The organism is uncultured Flavobacterium sp. (assembly GCF_951805225.1).
Taxonomy (GTDB): Bacteria; Bacteroidota; Bacteroidia; order Flavobacteriales; family Flavobacteriaceae; genus Flavobacterium.
In genome coordinates this window covers 2,733,092-2,750,020 of the sequence record NZ_OX638201.1, presented here as the reverse complement: position 1 = coordinate 2,750,020, position 16,929 = coordinate 2,733,092, and the positions used below count along the sequence as shown (strand labels likewise).

General features: G+C 32.3%; 16 protein-coding genes. 7 read left to right on the top strand and 9 right to left on the bottom strand.

The window, feature by feature from the left end; all coding sequences use genetic code 11:
- Positions 1 to 63: 63 nt before the first annotated feature.
- A complete protein-coding gene (locus tag WN975_RS10890; protein WP_337966552.1) occupies positions 64 to 303 on the top strand; it encodes a CopG family transcriptional regulator in 240 nt (79 codons plus the stop codon).
- 28 nt (positions 304 to 331) lie between these two features.
- Here the strand turns inward: WN975_RS10890 and WN975_RS10885 are convergent, their stop codons facing one another.
- The 9 genes from WN975_RS10885 to WN975_RS10845 form a co-directional block, all read right to left on the bottom strand.
- Positions 332 to 757: a hypothetical protein gene (locus WN975_RS10885; RefSeq protein WP_337966551.1), complete on the bottom strand. Its 426-nt coding sequence runs from the start codon at positions 755 to 757 to the stop codon at positions 332 to 334.
- Positions 758 to 918: 161 nt separating this feature from the next.
- On the bottom strand, positions 919 to 1,473 hold the full coding sequence (locus WN975_RS10880) for a YceI family protein (protein ID WP_337966550.1): 555 nt from the start codon (positions 1,471 to 1,473) through the stop codon (positions 919 to 921).
- Between the two features lie 5 nt (positions 1,474 to 1,478).
- Positions 1,479 to 1,883, bottom strand: coding sequence for a cytochrome c (locus WN975_RS10875; protein ID WP_337966549.1), 405 nt, complete (start codon positions 1,881 to 1,883; stop codon positions 1,479 to 1,481).
- 23 nt (positions 1,884 to 1,906) lie between these two features.
- On the bottom strand, positions 1,907 to 2,749 hold the full coding sequence (locus WN975_RS10870) for a DUF5777 family beta-barrel protein (RefSeq protein WP_337966548.1): 843 nt from the start codon (positions 2,747 to 2,749) through the stop codon (positions 1,907 to 1,909).
- Between the two features lie 7 nt (positions 2,750 to 2,756).
- Positions 2,757 to 3,161 (bottom strand): hypothetical protein, encoded by a 405-nt coding sequence (locus WN975_RS10865; RefSeq protein ID WP_337966547.1) that lies wholly within the window; start codon positions 3,159 to 3,161, stop codon positions 2,757 to 2,759.
- 215 nt (positions 3,162 to 3,376) lie between these two features.
- On the bottom strand, positions 3,377 to 4,282 hold the full coding sequence (locus tag WN975_RS10860) for a hypothetical protein (protein WP_337966546.1): 906 nt from the start codon (positions 4,280 to 4,282) through the stop codon (positions 3,377 to 3,379).
- A gap of 310 nt (positions 4,283 to 4,592) precedes the next feature.
- Positions 4,593 to 7,100 (bottom strand): TonB-dependent receptor, encoded by a 2,508-nt coding sequence (locus WN975_RS10855; RefSeq protein ID WP_337966545.1) that lies wholly within the window; start codon positions 7,098 to 7,100, stop codon positions 4,593 to 4,595.
- A gap of 27 nt (positions 7,101 to 7,127) precedes the next feature.
- Positions 7,128 to 8,027, bottom strand: a complete 900-nt coding sequence (locus tag WN975_RS10850; protein ID WP_337966544.1) for a FecR family protein — start codon at positions 8,025 to 8,027, stop codon at positions 7,128 to 7,130.
- 49 nt (positions 8,028 to 8,076) lie between these two features.
- A complete protein-coding gene (locus WN975_RS10845) occupies positions 8,077 to 8,592 on the bottom strand; it encodes a sigma-70 family RNA polymerase sigma factor (RefSeq protein WP_337966543.1) in 516 nt (171 codons plus the stop codon).
- 199 nt (positions 8,593 to 8,791) lie between these two features.
- Here WN975_RS10845 and WN975_RS10840 point away from each other — a divergent pair, with 199 nt between their 5' ends.
- From WN975_RS10840 to WN975_RS10815, 6 genes are all read left to right on the top strand, one after another.
- A complete protein-coding gene (locus WN975_RS10840; RefSeq protein ID WP_337966542.1) occupies positions 8,792 to 9,814 on the top strand; it encodes a hypothetical protein in 1,023 nt (340 codons plus the stop codon).
- Between the two features lie 98 nt (positions 9,815 to 9,912).
- The gene (locus tag WN975_RS10835) at positions 9,913 to 10,734 is read left to right on the top strand and encodes a phospholipase A (protein ID WP_337966541.1); all 822 of its coding nucleotides are present in this window, start codon (positions 9,913 to 9,915) and stop codon (positions 10,732 to 10,734) included.
- 149 nt (positions 10,735 to 10,883) lie between these two features.
- The gene (locus WN975_RS10830; protein ID WP_337964803.1) at positions 10,884 to 11,858 is read left to right on the top strand and encodes an integrase core domain-containing protein; all 975 of its coding nucleotides are present in this window, start codon (positions 10,884 to 10,886) and stop codon (positions 11,856 to 11,858) included.
- A gap of 492 nt (positions 11,859 to 12,350) precedes the next feature.
- On the top strand, positions 12,351 to 14,285 hold the full coding sequence (locus WN975_RS10825) for an oleate hydratase (RefSeq protein WP_337966540.1): 1,935 nt from the start codon (positions 12,351 to 12,353) through the stop codon (positions 14,283 to 14,285).
- Positions 14,286 to 14,649: 364 nt separating this feature from the next.
- Positions 14,650 to 15,753: a fatty acid desaturase gene (locus WN975_RS10820; RefSeq protein ID WP_337966539.1), complete on the top strand. Its 1,104-nt coding sequence runs from the start codon at positions 14,650 to 14,652 to the stop codon at positions 15,751 to 15,753.
- Positions 15,754 to 16,214: 461 nt separating this feature from the next.
- Entirely contained in the window at positions 16,215 to 16,916 is a 702-nt protein-coding gene (locus WN975_RS10815; protein ID WP_337966538.1) for an outer membrane beta-barrel protein, read from the top strand.
- Positions 16,917 to 16,929: the final 13 nt, after the last annotated feature.

The window sequence follows — 16,929 nt, the reverse complement described above, 5'->3', positions numbered from 1 at the left end:
TCCTAAAATATATCTTCATTTTAAAAAGTTGGTGTAAATTTACACCAACTAAAAATTATTGTTATGCCACGACAAAGTATATCATTAACTGCACCTAATGAAGAGTGGTTAAAAAATCAGGTTGATACAGAAGAGTTTAATAGTAAAAGCGAAGCTATTAATTATTTGATTAAACAAGCGCGTTCACAAGAAGAATACTATGAGTTTGTGAGGGCTAAAATAGATAAGGGAGAAAAAAGCGGTTTAACGAAAAAACAAACCAGAGAAGAAATGTTAGCAGAATTTAAAAAAGACCTGCCCTAATTTACTGTAAAATTATTTTTTACAAGATTTATATTTGCTGAAAATAATTGGTTTGCAATGTATTATTCACTTTAAAATGCTTCAAAATCTGTTTTGGCGCAGCAATAACTTCTCTGCGAATAGAGTCAAACCATTCTACTTCTTTAACAACTTCGGCACAACATTCGTTTTTTGAATTGAAAAAACAGCTTTTAATATTTATTTTATCTTCTACATAACAATATTTCATTTCTACAAAAAAAGGTTCGGTAAACATTAGATTTTTATGGCAGACTAATGCATGATTTCCTTCTTGCAATCCAAGATGCAAAGTATTGAGTTTTTCTCTTGAAAAACCATTATTAAATAGAAAATGATATAATAATCGAAGTGTATAAGAGATGTATGCAGCATCTTCCATAACCATAAAATCATTTACATCTTCGCCGGAAACAACATAATTTTTGCAGATCATTTTAAGTGTAGTTAAGATTAAAAAAAAGAGGTCAGCTAAGTATGAAACTGACCTCATAACATTAGTCATGTTTGCTGATCTTCCAAAATCAAAATAAAGTATTCAGCTAATATGCAGTGGGTGACATCTATTATCTAAATATTTTATTTTATTAAGGGCGATCAATTGGTTAGTAGAAAGTTGTAACTGATTTTTATCTTATTAGCAATTTTTTTTCTGACAAGATTTGGTATTTCGATATCATAATCTTCCGGTTTTACTTCAAATGAACCAACGGCAATTACTCCGTTGGCAGCCTTTGAAATTTTTACAATTACGGTAACAGGTTTTGTTTTTCCGTGAATCGTAAGATCTCCTTTTAAAGTAAAATTTTTAGCCGTGTTTGTAATTTTCGAAATATCAAAATCGTCTATTTTACCTTTTAAAGTTGCTTTTGAAAACTTCTCAGATTCCATATAATTTTCATTGAAATGTTCTTCCATTAAAGCAACCTTAAAACGAAAACCTTTTATAAGAACCAATGCAGCAAAATCTCCCGTTGATTGGTCCAAAACTGCAGATACACTTTTGTTTTCGGCAGCAACTTCTTCATTATTTGGCGTTGAAGCCTGAAATTTTATACTTCCTGTTTTTGTGATCAGTTTTTGAGCAAATCCATCTGTATTTGCCACAATAATAAGCAGTAGTACAAATAAATTTAGAAATGATTTTTTCATAATAATTAATTTTCTTTTAGTCCGTCAGTATTCCATTTTACGATTGCGTCAATATTGGTCTGAGACATTCTTCCGCCTTGAGGCATAATACCTTGCTGGCCATTTTGCAACTGAATTCTAGTCAATAAACCAGCGCTTTCAACCGCTACTTTAACTTCGGCAAAAGTGGTTAAAGGTCTAAAACCTGCAGATCTTCCATTTTGATGACAGCTCACACAATTTGCATCAATAATAGATTTTACATCTTTATTATAAGTAAGCGCTGTTGGAGTTGTTGGATTAGTAGGACCAGTAGGATTTGTTGGCGGATTTCCTGAATCTATTGGTTTTTCAATATCCTGGTAAGTATCAGAATCACTACAGCTTGCAAAAGCTGCCAGTAAAATTGTAAGTGCTAGTGTTTTTTTCATGATTTTCTATTTATATGTAGTTATTAAAATACTCGGTAGAGGTTAAAACCGAAAAAGAAATCTCCTTTGCCCCAATTTCCGGAAGCATTGGTAAGATATCCGCTCTCACTCATGGATTGCGAATTGGTAAAGATTAACTGAAATACGTGTCCGCCAGTTTCGACATCAAGACCTACAGAAAGTGGATTTTTGTAAAATTCAGGTTTGTCAAAATTGTGCATGTATTCTAAATTAACAGACAATCTTTTGGTGATTTTATAACGTCCGCCTCCTCCAAAAGAAAACTGATTGTCTCTTTCGATATCTGGATTGTAAAGGTTTTTGTGTACAAATGAAGGCACTAATTCTAAGGAAAGTTTTTGACCTATTTTTCTGGAAATCAGTAATTGTTGCACATAAGTCATACGATCTTTAAATTCTAAGCGCGGATATTGTTCTTTTTCTAAAAACGTATTAATATCTGCAACGCTGTAACCAACAATGTCAACCGGGAAATTATCGCTTTGTCTTGCCATTCTGTATTTTAATCCGGTTTCATACATCTTGTTTAGTGTATGTCTCGAAAGACTAACAGACAACCAATCTGTAACGCCATAAATACCGCCCAGTTTTGTAGTTGCATTATCAAGACCAAAGAAACTGTCAAAACCATCTTTAACGCTTCCAAAACGGTGAGAAACCACAAAGTAGAATTCTTTTTTTCCAGCCATTTTTGTGGTCTGTAATGTTACCAGCTGTAAAGCTTTGAAAGTTGCGGTAGAATACGTGTCTACTACTTGAGTAGAATCAAGACTTTTTAATAAATCATCTTGCGAATAGGACATCGTGACTAAAAAAAGGCAGATTGTAACTAGAAAATTTTTCATAAATCGATTAATTGGTTTGTTTATTAATGGTGCATTGGTCTATTTTAACCTCTTGAAACAGTTCGTCGTAACCAATGCATTTGCCTTTTACCGTTACTTTATTATTTAAAAGTGCTGGTTTAACTTTTTGAGTAAACAGACAAAAAACATTCATTTCAAGTATGATTTCAGAATCCGTTTGTTTGGTTACTTGGCCTGTTATTTCAATAGTTTTGTTTAGGTATAATGCGTCAGCTTTTTTGGGATCGGCATCATAATCTTCAAGTAATTTTTTTGCCGATATGCTGAAATCCGGCATTTCAGATTCTATATTTCGGGCTTCTTTAAAGAGAACGCCGTAATAGAAATAAATGCCCGCCGAAGCCAGTATCAATATGGCCGCAATTACAAATGCTATTTTTTTTCTTTTCATATTTTTTCATTTGGTAATAGACAATAGTCTAACAGCCTTGGTAGAAATTGAGCTACCAAAGAATTGTTATTTGTAATAAACTAAAAGGGGAAAACAAGATTCTTTAAAATCCTGTCAGAATAGAATTCTAAGATTATTGAAATTTCAAATTAGCTCAATAAAGCATTGAACTAATCTGAAATTTGCTTTACTATTTTATAAAGAGATCGATAATTTTAGATTGCTAATGGCGAATCTTTTACCGGTACAGGCCAAACAGCCGGAGCAGGAAAACTGATTCCTTTATTTGAACCTCTTACGCTTGCATCTTGTCCAAAATAGTACAAAGGCCAACCATTGTAAGCTATTTGAGATTTACCAAATACAGTGATAATACTAAATTTAGCTTTGTCAAGAACTGAAGGAACTACAATTTTATCAGTTTCATATATTGGCCAAACTCCATTGTTTGAAAAGTCTGATTTTGTAAAATTGTTTTTCTTGAAATTATCATTTTTAAAAGTATACAAAGTCAAACCTTTAGCGTCAGTAAAATAAGTAGTTACGCCATCTCCAACCGTATAATCTGATTTGTAATTTTTACCGTCATGACCTTTAAGCTGGCTTCTTACAAGCATAATCGAATAATCTGGTTTTGCGATAAACCAAATACCGCCAACTCCGTCTCCAGTTGTTTGACCTGCAACTTCAGGTACGTTTTTACCTGCGTTGCCGTATGCATCACCTGCAGAAACTGGCGCATAATAATACAATGGCCAACCTTTATAAGTTACTTGTTTTTTGCCTGATGCAGTGGTTACAGTACTAAAATCTGCCAATGTTAATCCTGCGCCTAATTTATCTGCAGTCAAATTATCTACTACAAAAGCTGGCCATAAAGCTTCACAACCTCCAGTACAAGAAACCTGTCCGTTTGCATCAGTTCCGAAGAAATATAAAGATCTTCCGCTTTTATCCGTTAGATAAGAACCCAAAGTAGCACTCGTAGAAAGATTAACTTCTGTTTTTAAAACCGGTGGAGTAGGAGTACTATTATCATTGCTGTTATCACTACTGCAACCAGCAAAAAATGTAGTTGCTATAAGTGCAGCCAAAACGAGTTTAATTTGATTTAATTTCATTGTCTTTTTGATTAGATTAATTTTATAGAAAGGGAAAAAACATACTTTACAGAATTCGTAAAGTCTTTTATTGTTTGATTAGATATCAAAAGTTGTATCTATTTTAATGAGGATTTCGTTCTCCTAATATTAGGTTACGAACTGTCATAAGAAGAAAATATCAATTTTTTTAAGAGAGCCATTTTTATTGTTTTGATGGGATTCAATAATAAAACAGGCTTGTAGTAGATTACCCTACCAAAAAAATGATATTTTCTGAAAAAAAATTTAAAAAGATGTAGGAATTTGTGAAAACCTTGTAGAAATAGTATTACAGAGAAACTCTAAAACTCACATTTGGAGTTCTTTGCAATGCAAAAGTTTCAACTTCTTCTATAGAATTTGTTAGAGTAGTCATTCTATAATATTCGCTAATTTCATTTTTCCTGTTAAGGATATTCAGGATTGATATTCCTAATTTGTACTGAATTCCGTTATCAGTTTCCCACTTATAAGTCGAAGAAACATTAACCTGCGAAAAGATATGCAAATTCGTATTGTTTGGTCTGTTGTAAATCAAAACAGGATTTGTAAGATCAATTTGAGAAATATCCGGAGAAGTTTTTGGACGACCAGAAGTCCATTTTGTTCCCAAAGCGATTTTGAAATTATTTTTCTCATAAATTCCCGCCCATGAAACGCTGTGCATTAACTCGAAGTTATTTGGGAAAACAGGAATTTCGTAATCAGGAAAATGATAATTATTATGATTGTACGTATAACTCAACCACGTTAGAAAGTGGTTCATTCTTTTTTGAACAAGCATTTCGGCGCCCCAAATTTCATAATCGCCAGTTGTTCTAACAAACTCTAACTGATTCTGAAAACCCTGACTTGAAGTAGTAATTCCGGTTACTTTTTTATAAAAATTCTCTATATCAAGAAGCCAGTCATTCTTTTTGTAAAATAAATTTATAGACAATTGTTTACTTCTTTGAATAGGAATTGTGTTGTTGTTTGAGATAATCCAACGTCTTTTTTCAATACCAAAATAATCCTTTTGCAAATCAATGATTTGCTGTGAATTTTGACTTTTCATTTCGCCAAGAAATTCTAAATTCATGCTTTTACTAATGCCATAACTAAATTGAACTCGCGGTTCTACAATGAATTTTTTAAATTTTTCGATATAATTTATTCGGGTTCCAACTTTAAAATAAGTTCTTGAAAGTGTATCGTTGTATTTTCCTTCCAAAATTAAAGCGTGAGTTCTTAAAACATCTTTTACTTTACGATAGAAATCAGGATTTGTAACTTCCTCCAAGTTAGAAATGCCTAATTCGTTAAATTGATATCCATCGTTCAAAGTAATTTTAGAATTAATAATATGATTGTTTTCCAGATTAAGGCCGTTATTATTTACCGTATTTTCCTGAATTACAATTTGATCTCCCATCGTAGTTTTTTGGTTTGCCAAAAGTTCATAAGAGGAATTGTAAACATTAATTTTAGTTGTATTAAAGTTGTTCCAGTTTCTTATCCAGGACAAATTTCCACCATAATTTTGCTGGCGTAAAACATTGTTTTCGGATTTATTCATATCATAAACTGTCGCACTTTGAAAAACTTCCAGATTATCTTTAATCGTAATTAAATCCAGAATTAATTGATCTTTGCTTCCAATTTTTTGAGCATATTTAAGCGTCGCATCGTAGAAACCAAATTTTTTGTCACTTCGATAATCTACATTTTGCTTTTCCGAAAAATCAGTGATTGTAGTGTTTTGAAATACTTTATTGAAATATTCTTTATACGTAGGCGTTTCTACAAAATCAGTAATAGATTTACGTGCCGAAATTTCGATATAACTCTTTTTCGAAAGATTATATTTTCCATAAACATCCGCATTAATCATATTTATTCCAGCGCTAAAAGAGTTCTTTTCTGTAGTTTCCGGAGTCGAAGAAATTGATACAACACTAGAAACGCTTTCGCCATAAAAGGCAGAACTTCCGTTTTTATAAATAGAAATAGTATGTGCCAAATTTGGATTGAAAACAGATATTAAACCAAAAAAATGTCCCGTTTGAAACATTCGGATTCCGTTCCATAAAAATAAATTCTGATCGTGAGTTCCGCCGCGAACATTAATACTCGATACACTTTCGTCGAGACTGTTTACGCCCGGAATTTGCTGCATAGTTTGCAAAGCGTCAGGTTCGATAAGTCCGGGAAGAATACCAAATTTCTTCGGTTTAATTTCGAAAGATCCATCATTATTCTTCGAAATTCCCGAAGCTAAAATTGCAGTTGTTTTAATTTCTTCAAGTTGTGTGATTTCGGGATCTAATAATATTTGGAAACAATTTTTTGGATCAGGATTATCTCCAATAAATCTTTTGGTTACAAACCCGATGTGACTAACCAAAAAGCTGTTTTTATCTTGTTCTTCAAATTCAAAATAACCGCTGGAATTGGTAGAAACCTGATTTTTATTAGCCAAACTAATATTAGCATTTTCAATAGGTTTCTTATCTGAACTAGAAAAAACGTAACCGCAAATTACTTTAGATTCAACGTCTTTTTTATAAATATTGATGAATTTGTTTCCAATATTTTCGAAAGATAAATTGGTATTTCTGGCAAGATATTGCAGTTTTTGATCTAGCGAAAGTGATTTTTTAGGAGGGTTTATTTGAAGATTAGCAATTAAATCTTCGGTATAATTAAAAGTTACCTGATGTTGGCGTTCAATGTCAATTATGATTTTTTTAAAAGGCACAAGTTTTCCTTTGTCCTGAGCAAAAAGATTCAGGACAAGGAAAAATGTAAAAAACAAAAAATGAAATTGTTTGGGGGCCAACATTTATTTTTCGTCAAAAATTATTTTATTTTCTGAGACTTTTTTAGCCTCTAAATGATAAGTTGTACCAATAATATGCAAGGCGACTTCGAGGTTTTTGGCTGGTAATTTTCCTGTAAATAAGGAGATTGTGTCTTTAGTTTTCAATTCGATTTTAATATTATATTGCCTTTCAACTTCATCCAGAAGCGTTCTAATATTTTCTTTATAGAAAGATATTTGATTTTCTGTCCATTCTGGTTTCAATGAAGTTATGGTCATTTTTATTTGTTTTCCGTTTTCAAAACTCACACCTTGTCCGTGCGTTAATAAAATTTCGGTGTTTCCGTAATTTACCTTTACGCGTCCTTCATAACATACGACATCAAACCTGTTTTTTCGGGCTTTAACATTAAATTGAGTTCCTAAAACCGATACTTTTCCAAGATCAGTTTGTACTTCAAATCGTCGGCCTTTTGAAACTCTGAAATAAGCTTCACCTTTTAATTCAAGTCTTCTGTTATTGTCCCAGTTCCATTTTTTATAATTAATTTCAGAACCTGAATTCAGAACTACTTCAGATTTATCCGGTAATGAAAAAGTCGTTTTTTCTCCAAAATCTGCTTTTTCTGTATGAGGCACATAAACTTTCATTGCAAACGTAATTCCAAGTGCCAAAACAAATATTGCAGCCGCTCGAAACATCCATTTTTTATATAAAGGAACTACTTTTGGAGTCACTTTTTTCTGTTTAAGAATGTTCGATAACATGGCATTTTCGTCAAAATCATCTACCGCCAAATGTTCTGTATAATTCTTTATTTTTTGGTATTTTTCAAAATCGGGACTTGCTTTAAATTCGGCCAATTCGTCTTCCGACAAATCATTGTTGAGCCATTTTGCTAATAATCGATTTTCTTTCATTGTACTAGTATTATATATTAAAACAATTGGAACTTATTTTACCCTACTTTTATAAATCAATTTCTTTACGCAGACTTAACAAAGCCAGATGAATGCGCTTTTCTACTGCCTTTACGCTAATTTCTAATTCCAAAGCGATTTCGCTGTATTTCTTTCCGTCAATTCGATGCATCAAAAAAGCGATACGTTGTTTTTCGTTGAGGTTTTCAATAGCTTTTAATAGTTTAGATTGAAATTGTTTTTCTTCTAAAAGGTATTCGGGATTTTCATTTGTTTTGTCTAAACCGCTGAAGTTTTTTTCATATCTCAAAACAACTTTCTGATGCGCGATTTCGTTAAGACTACTATTATTTGCAATCGTATAAATGTATGATTTTGCTTTTTCGAGTGGTACAGAAGCGCAGTTTTGCCACAGTTTTACAAATGCTTCCTGAGCAAGATCTTCTGCCTGATCACTATTGCCGAATTTGTATAAAAGAAAATTTCGAAGTGCTTTTACGTGACTTTTGAAAAAAGACGAAAAGACTATTTCATCACAAGTGTTTGATTCGGGTTTGTTTGGCATTTGGATTTTCAATTTGTACCCAACAAAAGTATTTGTTTTTAGTTTAAGTAGGGTAAAAGTAAAGATGATTGTTTTATAGAAGAATAAAATGGTATTGGCTTTTGATAATTTAGTACAGATGAAGCGATCGAAATCCTTGATGCCGAATTTATTAAAAAGCAATTTCTCTTAATTTTATTATCTTTGTAAAAACATAATTATGTTCCCTTTAAAAAAATATTTATCAATAGTAGCTTTCTTGTTCTTATTGTCTTGCCAAAGCGATATGGTAGAGGAGAATTATAATCCGCAGGGAACAGTTACGAATGCTTCTCCGCTTACGACCTATTTGCAAAGGGTTGCAATGGTAAAAACGGTGCAGGATAATGTAATCGACAGATCTTCTTATTGTACCATAAAACTCCCTTATACTGTTACGGTTAACAACGAAACAATTGCCATTAATACAACTGCAGATTATCAAAAAGTAATTGACAATATCAATGCAGATTATTATGATGATGATATTGTAAAAATAAGTTTTCCGGTAACAATGGTTTACTATAATTATATTGAAAAATTTATTCCTAACGAAGCTGATTTTGATTCTTTGATCGATTATTGGAATCATCTTCCTGATCTTTTATCCAAAATAAATGGTCTGAATATCAATTATCCAATAACCATTAATATCTATAACAGCGCAAACCAAATTGGTAGTTCAGTATCGATTATTAGTGATGAAGCATTTTTTAATTTTATCCAAAATTTAAGCAGCAGTCAGTATATTTCATTAAAATATCCAATTTCGATAGTAGACTACAATAATCAGACAAAATCGATTACGAGCAATTTAGATTTCGAAAATGCGATTAAAAATGCGATTGATTATTGTCCGGAAAACAACCTTGTAACACTTGATTTTGCTACAACAATTACAAACGGTTCGTGGTCAATACCTTATTTCTTTGCTGATTCTGAGAAAACTTCTTCTTATGCCGGATATTCATTTGTATTTAATAGTGATAAATCTGTGGTTGCAACCAAAGGCGGAACTTCAGAAACTGGTCAATGGGAAACTTCTTTGCAATACGGAGTTAGAGATTTAAAGCTAACTTTTAGTTCAGAATTACTTAGTAAATTGAATAATAATAGTTGGAAATTGTTTGAGTTTAATAATTCCCAAGTAAGATTGCGCGACGTAAGTAATAGCACGAAATATCTTTATTTCGAAAAAGAATAAATTCAGATTTTTTGAGTTAACCCTTGTTTTTATTGCGTCAATAGGATTCCTTAGAATAATAGATTTTTATAAAAGTTATTTTAATTAAACTTTTATAAATGCATTTCAAATATCTATTGGTCTTTTTTGTTTTATTTTCGATCCAATCACATTCACAACTTTTAGAAGATAAGAAAAATTTTCGCGCAGCAGATTCGCTGTTAAAAGAACCAAGTTTCTCGGTTCACAAAGACAATTATTTCTTGACAGGAGTTCCAATAAATGAACCCATTACCAGAAATTCTGCCGATGTAAAATATCAGGTAAGTTTTAAATTACGATTAAAATCAAAGCCATTATGGGGAGGTTTTTTTCCTTATTTAATGTATACTCAAAAAGCCTTTTGGGATATTTATGCAAGTTCAAAACCATTTTCTGAAATTAATTTTAATCCAGGTGTTGCCATCGTTCGTCCGTTTTACTTAAAAGGCGGAAGACTAACTTACGGAACAATTTCGCTCGAGCACGAATCAAACGGAAGAGATTCTATTTATTCCAGAACCTGGAATATGTTAGCGTTTTCCTTAAAATCACAGATTTCTCCACGTTGGGTTGTTGGCTTAAGAGGCTGGATTCCGCTTGTTGATAAAGAAGATAATCCCGGATTAACCAAATATGTGGGATATGGAGAAGCAAGCGCAACGTATCAAATACAACCCGGAAGATGGAGTGCAGATATTCTCTTTAGAAAAGGAAGCGGCCTTATTAATTACGGATCTTTGCAGACACAAGTAAATTGGAGACCTTATAAAAAGGAAAATTATTATCTAACATTGCAATGGTTTGTAGGTTATACCGAAAGTTTGATTGATTATCAGGAACACAAAAGTATGATACGTTTAGGTTTTACAATCAAACCAGAAAGTATGGGAATTTTTTAAGTTTTTTCATTGAGATTTTAATCAATGTCAGTAAGTTTATTTTACAATTATGGCTGAAAATTTATCGCGCAAAGTCCCAAAGTTTTTGTCATTTCTGTAAAGGTTAGATATTTCGGTAACAAAATTTAACTTTAATAAATTTTGTTACGATGAGAAATAATAGTCAGGATTCCACTTTAGAACGAAACTATTTAGAGAAGTATCGTTTTTTAATAAAAGAATATGAGCAGGTAAAAAATAAAACTCATCCTTTGTATAAAAAGGTAATGGATTTTTATGCAGCAAATGACACTTGCCGCAAGAGTTTTTTAAAGTATTATAATCGATATAAGCAAAGTGGGAAATCATTGGATCTGCTTCCTCAGAAACGAGGTCCCAGATATAAAACCAGAAGACCGCTAGCTTTTATAGAGCAGAAAGTAATTGAATTACGAGAAAAAGGAAACAACAAATATGAAATTGTTAGTATCTTAAGGCCCAAATTAGGAAAGCATACACCATCATATTCTGGAGTTTATAATATTTTAAAACGTAATAAAATCAATAGATTAACTCCGAAGATTAAAAAGAATCATCAAAAAATAATCAAGGAAAGAATGGGAGAACTTGGGCATATTGATTGTCATCACTTAAGTAAAAGTATCATAAGAGGAGAAAGTAAAAAACGATATTTAGTTTGTGTAATTGATGATTACAGCCGGATTGCCTGGGCTGAAGTGATTCCTGATATTACCGCTTTAACCGTTATGTTTGCCACATTAAAATGTTTAAACATCCTGAGTGATCATTATGAGATAAAATTTGAAGAAGTATTGTCTGATAATGGACCTGAATTTGGAATCAAAACAAGTAAACAAAAATATCAGCATCCTTTTGAGAGAATGCTGATGGAATTAGGAATTACTCATAGGTACACAAAACCTTACAGACCACAGACAAATGGCAAGGTTGAACGTTTCTGGAGAACTCTCGAAGATGATTTATTAAGGGATACGGATTTTGATTCTCAAGAAGAATTAAAAGAAGAGCTATTGCAATATTTATATTATTATAACCATGAAAGACCACATCAAGGTATTGACGGAAAAAGACCAATTGAAATGATAAATCCGTTACCGAAATAAGTGACTTTTACAATTTCGACGGAGGAGAAATCACACAAGATACTCGACAAAGATTGAAATGTGCCGCTAGGCACATCTCATTGGTAGAAAAAAATATAAATGTAACGTTGTGTTTAGAAATGTGCCTTTAGGTACATCTCATTGGTAAAAAAAATCAATGTAACAGTCAAAGATTGAAATGTGCCGTTAGGTACATCATATCGGTAAAAATTAAACCAGGAATGCGCATGCGTGCCGTAGGTACGCAATGGTAATCGTTTTGTTGCGTACCTACGGCACGCTAAATTATTTATAATCAATTGTTTTTTTCTACCAATGAGATGTGCCTAGCGGCACATTTTTTTAATCTTGATTTTCATCATTAATGAAATCTATTTTTAATGTATAATCCTTTGGAATGGGGATTATTTTTGTAATTTATTAACATTTAAGATCTTACGTCTTGCTTAATAATTTAATATCTTTAGTATCAAAGTATAAAAATGATAAATTATGAGCAGTAAAAATTCACAATTCGACAAATTTCTTAATACTTCTTATCAACACGGAAAAGTAGAGCATGAACCAGATTCGAGCAAAGAAGTTCAGCTTAATACTCCGGAAAAAACAATGCCTTTTTCGGATCAAATCGGAAATTATCAACGCAATAAAGGAATTCCATCAAAGTCATTCGACAATAGTAAAGTCTATATTGTTGGAAGCGGAATTGCCGGAATGGCTGCAGCTTATTATTTTATTAAAGACGGTAGAATTCCCGGAAAAAATATAATTTTCTTAGATCAGGCGCACATTGATGGCGGTTCATTGGATGGCGCAGGAAATGCTGAACAAGGATTTATTATTCGTGGTGGTCGCGAAATGGATATGACTTATGAAAATCTTTGGGATATTTTTCAGGATATTCCAGCGCTTGAACTTCCGGAACCTTATAGTGTTTTAGATGAATATCGTTTGATAAATGATAACGATCCAAATTTTTCAAAAGCAAGATTAATTCACAATAAAGGCGAAATTAAGGATTTCAGCACTTTTGGTTTGCATAAAAAAGACCAATTAGCAATCGTGAAACTCTTAATGAAGAAAAAAGAAGAACTTGACGATTTAACCATTCAGGATTATTTTAGCGAGTCGTTTTTAAGCAGCAATTTTTGGACTTTTTGGCGTACGATGTTTGCTTTCGAAAACTGGCATAGTTTATTAGAATGCAAACTTTATATGCATCGTTTTCTACACGCGATTGACGGAATGAAAGATTTCTCTTGTCTTGTTTTTCCAAAATACAATCAATACGACACATTTGTTACGCCGCTAAGAAAGTTTTTGGTAGACAAAGGCGTTGGTATTCAGTTGAATACTTTGGTGAAAGATCTTGATATGCTTATTAATACTGATGGGAAATTGGTAAAAGGCATTATGACGGTCCAAGACGGAAAAGAAGTAGAAATTGCGATAGAAAAAGACGATTTTGTTATTGTAACGACAAGTTCAATGACCGAAGATACCTTTTACGGAGATAATAATAAAGCACCGATTTTAGAAATTAATAAAAGCCAAAGTGGTCACAGCGACGGTTGGAAATTATGGAAAAATCTGGCTGCAAAATCCGAAGTATTTGGTAAACCGGAGAAATTTTGCAGCGACATTAAAAAATCTTCCTGGGAATCAGCAACGCTTACTTGCAAACCTTCAGCTTTTATAGATAAGTTAAAAGAATTGTCTGTAAATGATCCCTATTCTGGGAAAACCGTTACAGGCGGAATCATAACGATTACAGATTCTAATTGGTTAATGAGTTTTACTTGCAACCGTCAGCCACATTTTCCTACTCAGCCAGACGATATTCTTGTGATTTGGGTTTATGCTTTGTTTATGGATAAAGAAGGAAATTATATTAAAAAGACAATGCCACAATGTACAGGAAATGAGCTTTTAGCGGAATTATGTTATCACTTAGGAATCATCGATCAGTTAGATAATGTGGTCGAAAATACGATTGTACGAAGCTCATTTATGCCTTATATCACGTCGATGTTTATGCCTAGAGCAAAAGGTGACCGTCCAAGAGTTATTCCAGAGGGTTGTACAAATTTAGGATTGGTTGGTCAATTCGTAGAAACTAATAATGATATTGTTTTCACAATGGAAAGTTCTGTTCGTACAGCAAGATTGGCGGTTTACGGATTATTAAATTTAAATAAACAAGTTCCGGATATCAATCCTTTGCAATATGATATTCGTCATTTGCTTAAAGCCGTACAATCACTCAATGATTATCAATCTTTCCCAGGCGAAGGTATATTGCGAAAAGTATTGAAAGGAACTTATTATGAGCATGTTTTGGCCAATACAAAAGAGGAGAAAGAAGAAAACGAATCCTTTTTTGCAGAACAATTTGGAAGACTTCAGGATTGGTTCAAAGCGTTATAAAATTATGTTTTAGAATCAGTTGATGTAATTCAAAAAAATATATTTAACACATAGAAACATAGATTTTTTTAGCTAAAAAGAATGCAAAAAGAAATACATTTCTTTCACATAGCTAGCTATGTCTATTTTAAATAAGTGAAACGCCTTTTTTTCAAGCCCCAAAATTTATGTTTCTATGCGTTAAAATTAATTATATCCTAAAATTATTATTTCTTTTAAACAATGTCAAAAGCCAAATCTCATCGCTAAGATTTGGCTTTTTTGTTGTCATAATTTTTTTCTTTATTTAAGTGTAATGGTTTGTTATTGTGTGGTTTAACTATTTTTATTAATTTTGATAGTACAATTTCTAGCAATACCTGTTATGGAAAAATTAAAACGCCCGGTTTATTTAAAAGCCGGTACTGATGATTTTTTTAAAAAGATGCGCACAGAAGTGAACGAAACTATTTTACAAAATTCATCCTTGTACCAATTCAATATTATTAAGTCTCTGGCACTTGTATTTTTTTTCTTTTTATTTTATTCCTGTATTTTGTTGTTTGGAGACCATACGCCTTTATTATTTCTCTTTTATATTTTGTGCGGTATCACAATGATCGTACTTTTTATAAATGCCTTTCACGATGCGGCGCATGGAGCATTGTTCAGGATATCAAAACATAACGAATGGTTTATGTATGTTCTCGAACTCTTTGGTGGCAACCACTGGCTTTGGACACGTCGGCATATTAATCTTCATCATGCTTATCCAAACGTTCCGGATTGGGATATAGACATCAAACAAAGCGATATTATTAGAATTTTCCCCAATAGTCCGTTGTTTGATTATCATAAATACCAGCATATTTATATGTGGATGATTTATCCGTTTTACAGTTTAAATTGGATTTATATCCGTGATTTTAAAGACTTTTTTGGGAAGAAAGACAACTACGTAAAAAAAGTTGTAGACAAGATTCCCAGAAGTGAAATCTATAAAATGATTGCAGCAAAAGTGATTAATCTTTTTTATTTGCTTTTTATTCCAATGATTTTGCTTCATCAACCGTGGTATATAGTTTTAGGAGGTTGGTTTGCGATGCATTTATCCGGAAGCACACTTGGAGTTGTCGCGCTCGTATCGACTCATGTTGATGAAGATGCGCATTTTCCGGTAACGGACGATAACGGAAATCTTTCGGCAACATGGGCAATGCATCAAATGATTGTTACTAAAGATTTTAGTACAGAAAGTAAATTGGCTAATTTTTTATATGGTGGTTTTACGCATCATGTTGCACATCATCTTTTTCCCGGAGTTGGACATACTTATTATCCTTATATCACGCCAATTATCAGGCGTTATGCGCAGGAATATGATCTTCCGTATACTTCTTATCCATTTTATCATGCTGTACGTTCGCATTTCAGAATGCTAAAAAATAAAGGCGTACATGAAAACATTATGATGACAGGCGAGATATAAAATAGAAAGTAAAGTTTTTGAAAATAAAATTATTGCAAATCAAATCCGTTTTTATCCGCGTTTTTACGAAGTAAATCTGTTTTATCCGCGTCAAAATTAGACACTGATTTTACTGATTCGCTAAAGCGAAAACGCTGATAAAAACGGATTTTTCTAATTACCTTCTTGATTAAACTGTTAAGTAATTTTATAGATTTTCCCTTTACTTGATGATATTTCTCGAAGCTTCGGAACTATGTGTTAAAATTAATGGTACTCAACAGGTTAATTTTTAATAAACATTAAACAATTCTAAAAAATAAATCAGCTTGATGGTATCTGAATCAGTATTTTATCAATTATGCTATTTTTCTTTTTAAACGTTGAATTATATGTAATTCGTCGGCTTATTGTGTATTTGGTCGATTTTCAAAGCAATATTTATCAAATATTAATACATATATTCGCAAAAATTTTTGTGAATGAAAGTAATATTACACTTATTAATATTTAGTTGCTTTTTTAGTGGTGCTCTTTATGGGCAAAATGAGACTAATATTACCTATGGTTTAAAGTTTGGCGGGCTGTTTTCTAAAATCAGTAATTTGCCGGAAAGTATAAAAGGGCGCGATAATACTTTTGATAATAGTGTCATGGAAAGCAAAGGTGCGTACGGATTAGAAGGCGGATTTTTTATGAATTGCAAACTTCATGATACACGAGTTGCGATTCAGCCCGAGATTTTATACAGACAAGCTGGCGAAACTGTTAATTATCATGATGCTACAGGGAAAGAATTTGAGTTAGGATTGCATTATTCGTATTTGCAAATCGGGGCTTTGTATAAAGTATATCCTTATGAAGGTTTGAATTTAGGATTTGGTGCATTCTACGGAATCAGTTTATCAGCAAATAATGTTACTTATAAATCTAATGAAGCAGACGGAATGTATGATGTTGCTACCAGACAATTCTATAAAGATGGTTTGGACGGGACAGATGATTTTTCGTTGTGTTTTGCATTAGGATATGAATTACATCAAAGTATTCATTTTGATTTACGCTACTATTTGGGCGTAAAAGATGTTGTTAAAAGTAATTCCTCTTCCTTTCAGTTTATCGAAAATCAGAACAAAAGCAGTGTGATTTGCTTCTCGTTAGGCTACAGTTTTCATCAATGGTAATTTCAATAAAAAA

Excerpts from the sequence above, each read along its gene's own strand:
- WN975_RS10815 (WP_337966538.1), top strand. The coding sequence starts at position 16,215 with ATGAAAGTAATATTACACTTATTAATATTTAGTTGCTTTTTTAGTGGT.
- WN975_RS10825 (WP_337966540.1), top strand. The coding sequence starts at position 12,351 with ATGAGCAGTAAAAATTCACAATTCGACAAATTTCTTAATACTTCTTAT.
- WN975_RS10880 (WP_337966550.1), bottom strand. The coding sequence starts at position 1,473 with ATGAAAAAATCATTTCTAAATTTATTTGTACTACTGCTTATTATTGTG.
- WN975_RS10845 (WP_337966543.1), bottom strand. The coding sequence starts at position 8,592 with ATGCCAAACAAACCCGAATCAAACACTTGTGATGAAATAGTCTTTTCG.
- WN975_RS10830 (WP_337964803.1), top strand. The coding sequence starts at position 10,884 with ATGAGAAATAATAGTCAGGATTCCACTTTAGAACGAAACTATTTAGAG.
- WN975_RS10860 (WP_337966546.1), bottom strand. The coding sequence starts at position 4,282 with ATGAAATTAAATCAAATTAAACTCGTTTTGGCTGCACTTATAGCAACT.
- WN975_RS10865 (WP_337966547.1), bottom strand. The coding sequence starts at position 3,161 with ATGAAAAGAAAAAAAATAGCATTTGTAATTGCGGCCATATTGATACTG.
- WN975_RS10835 (WP_337966541.1), top strand. The coding sequence starts at position 9,913 with ATGCATTTCAAATATCTATTGGTCTTTTTTGTTTTATTTTCGATCCAA.
- WN975_RS10870 (WP_337966548.1), bottom strand. The coding sequence starts at position 2,749 with ATGAAAAATTTTCTAGTTACAATCTGCCTTTTTTTAGTCACGATGTCC.
- WN975_RS10840 (WP_337966542.1), top strand. The coding sequence starts at position 8,792 with ATGTTCCCTTTAAAAAAATATTTATCAATAGTAGCTTTCTTGTTCTTA.
- WN975_RS10850 (WP_337966544.1), bottom strand. The coding sequence starts at position 8,027 with ATGAAAGAAAATCGATTATTAGCAAAATGGCTCAACAATGATTTGTCG.
- WN975_RS10890 (WP_337966552.1), top strand. The coding sequence starts at position 64 with ATGCCACGACAAAGTATATCATTAACTGCACCTAATGAAGAGTGGTTA.
- WN975_RS10820 (WP_337966539.1), top strand. The coding sequence starts at position 14,650 with ATGGAAAAATTAAAACGCCCGGTTTATTTAAAAGCCGGTACTGATGAT.
- WN975_RS10885 (WP_337966551.1), bottom strand. The coding sequence starts at position 757 with ATGATCTGCAAAAATTATGTTGTTTCCGGCGAAGATGTAAATGATTTT.
- WN975_RS10875 (WP_337966549.1), bottom strand. The coding sequence starts at position 1,883 with ATGAAAAAAACACTAGCACTTACAATTTTACTGGCAGCTTTTGCAAGC.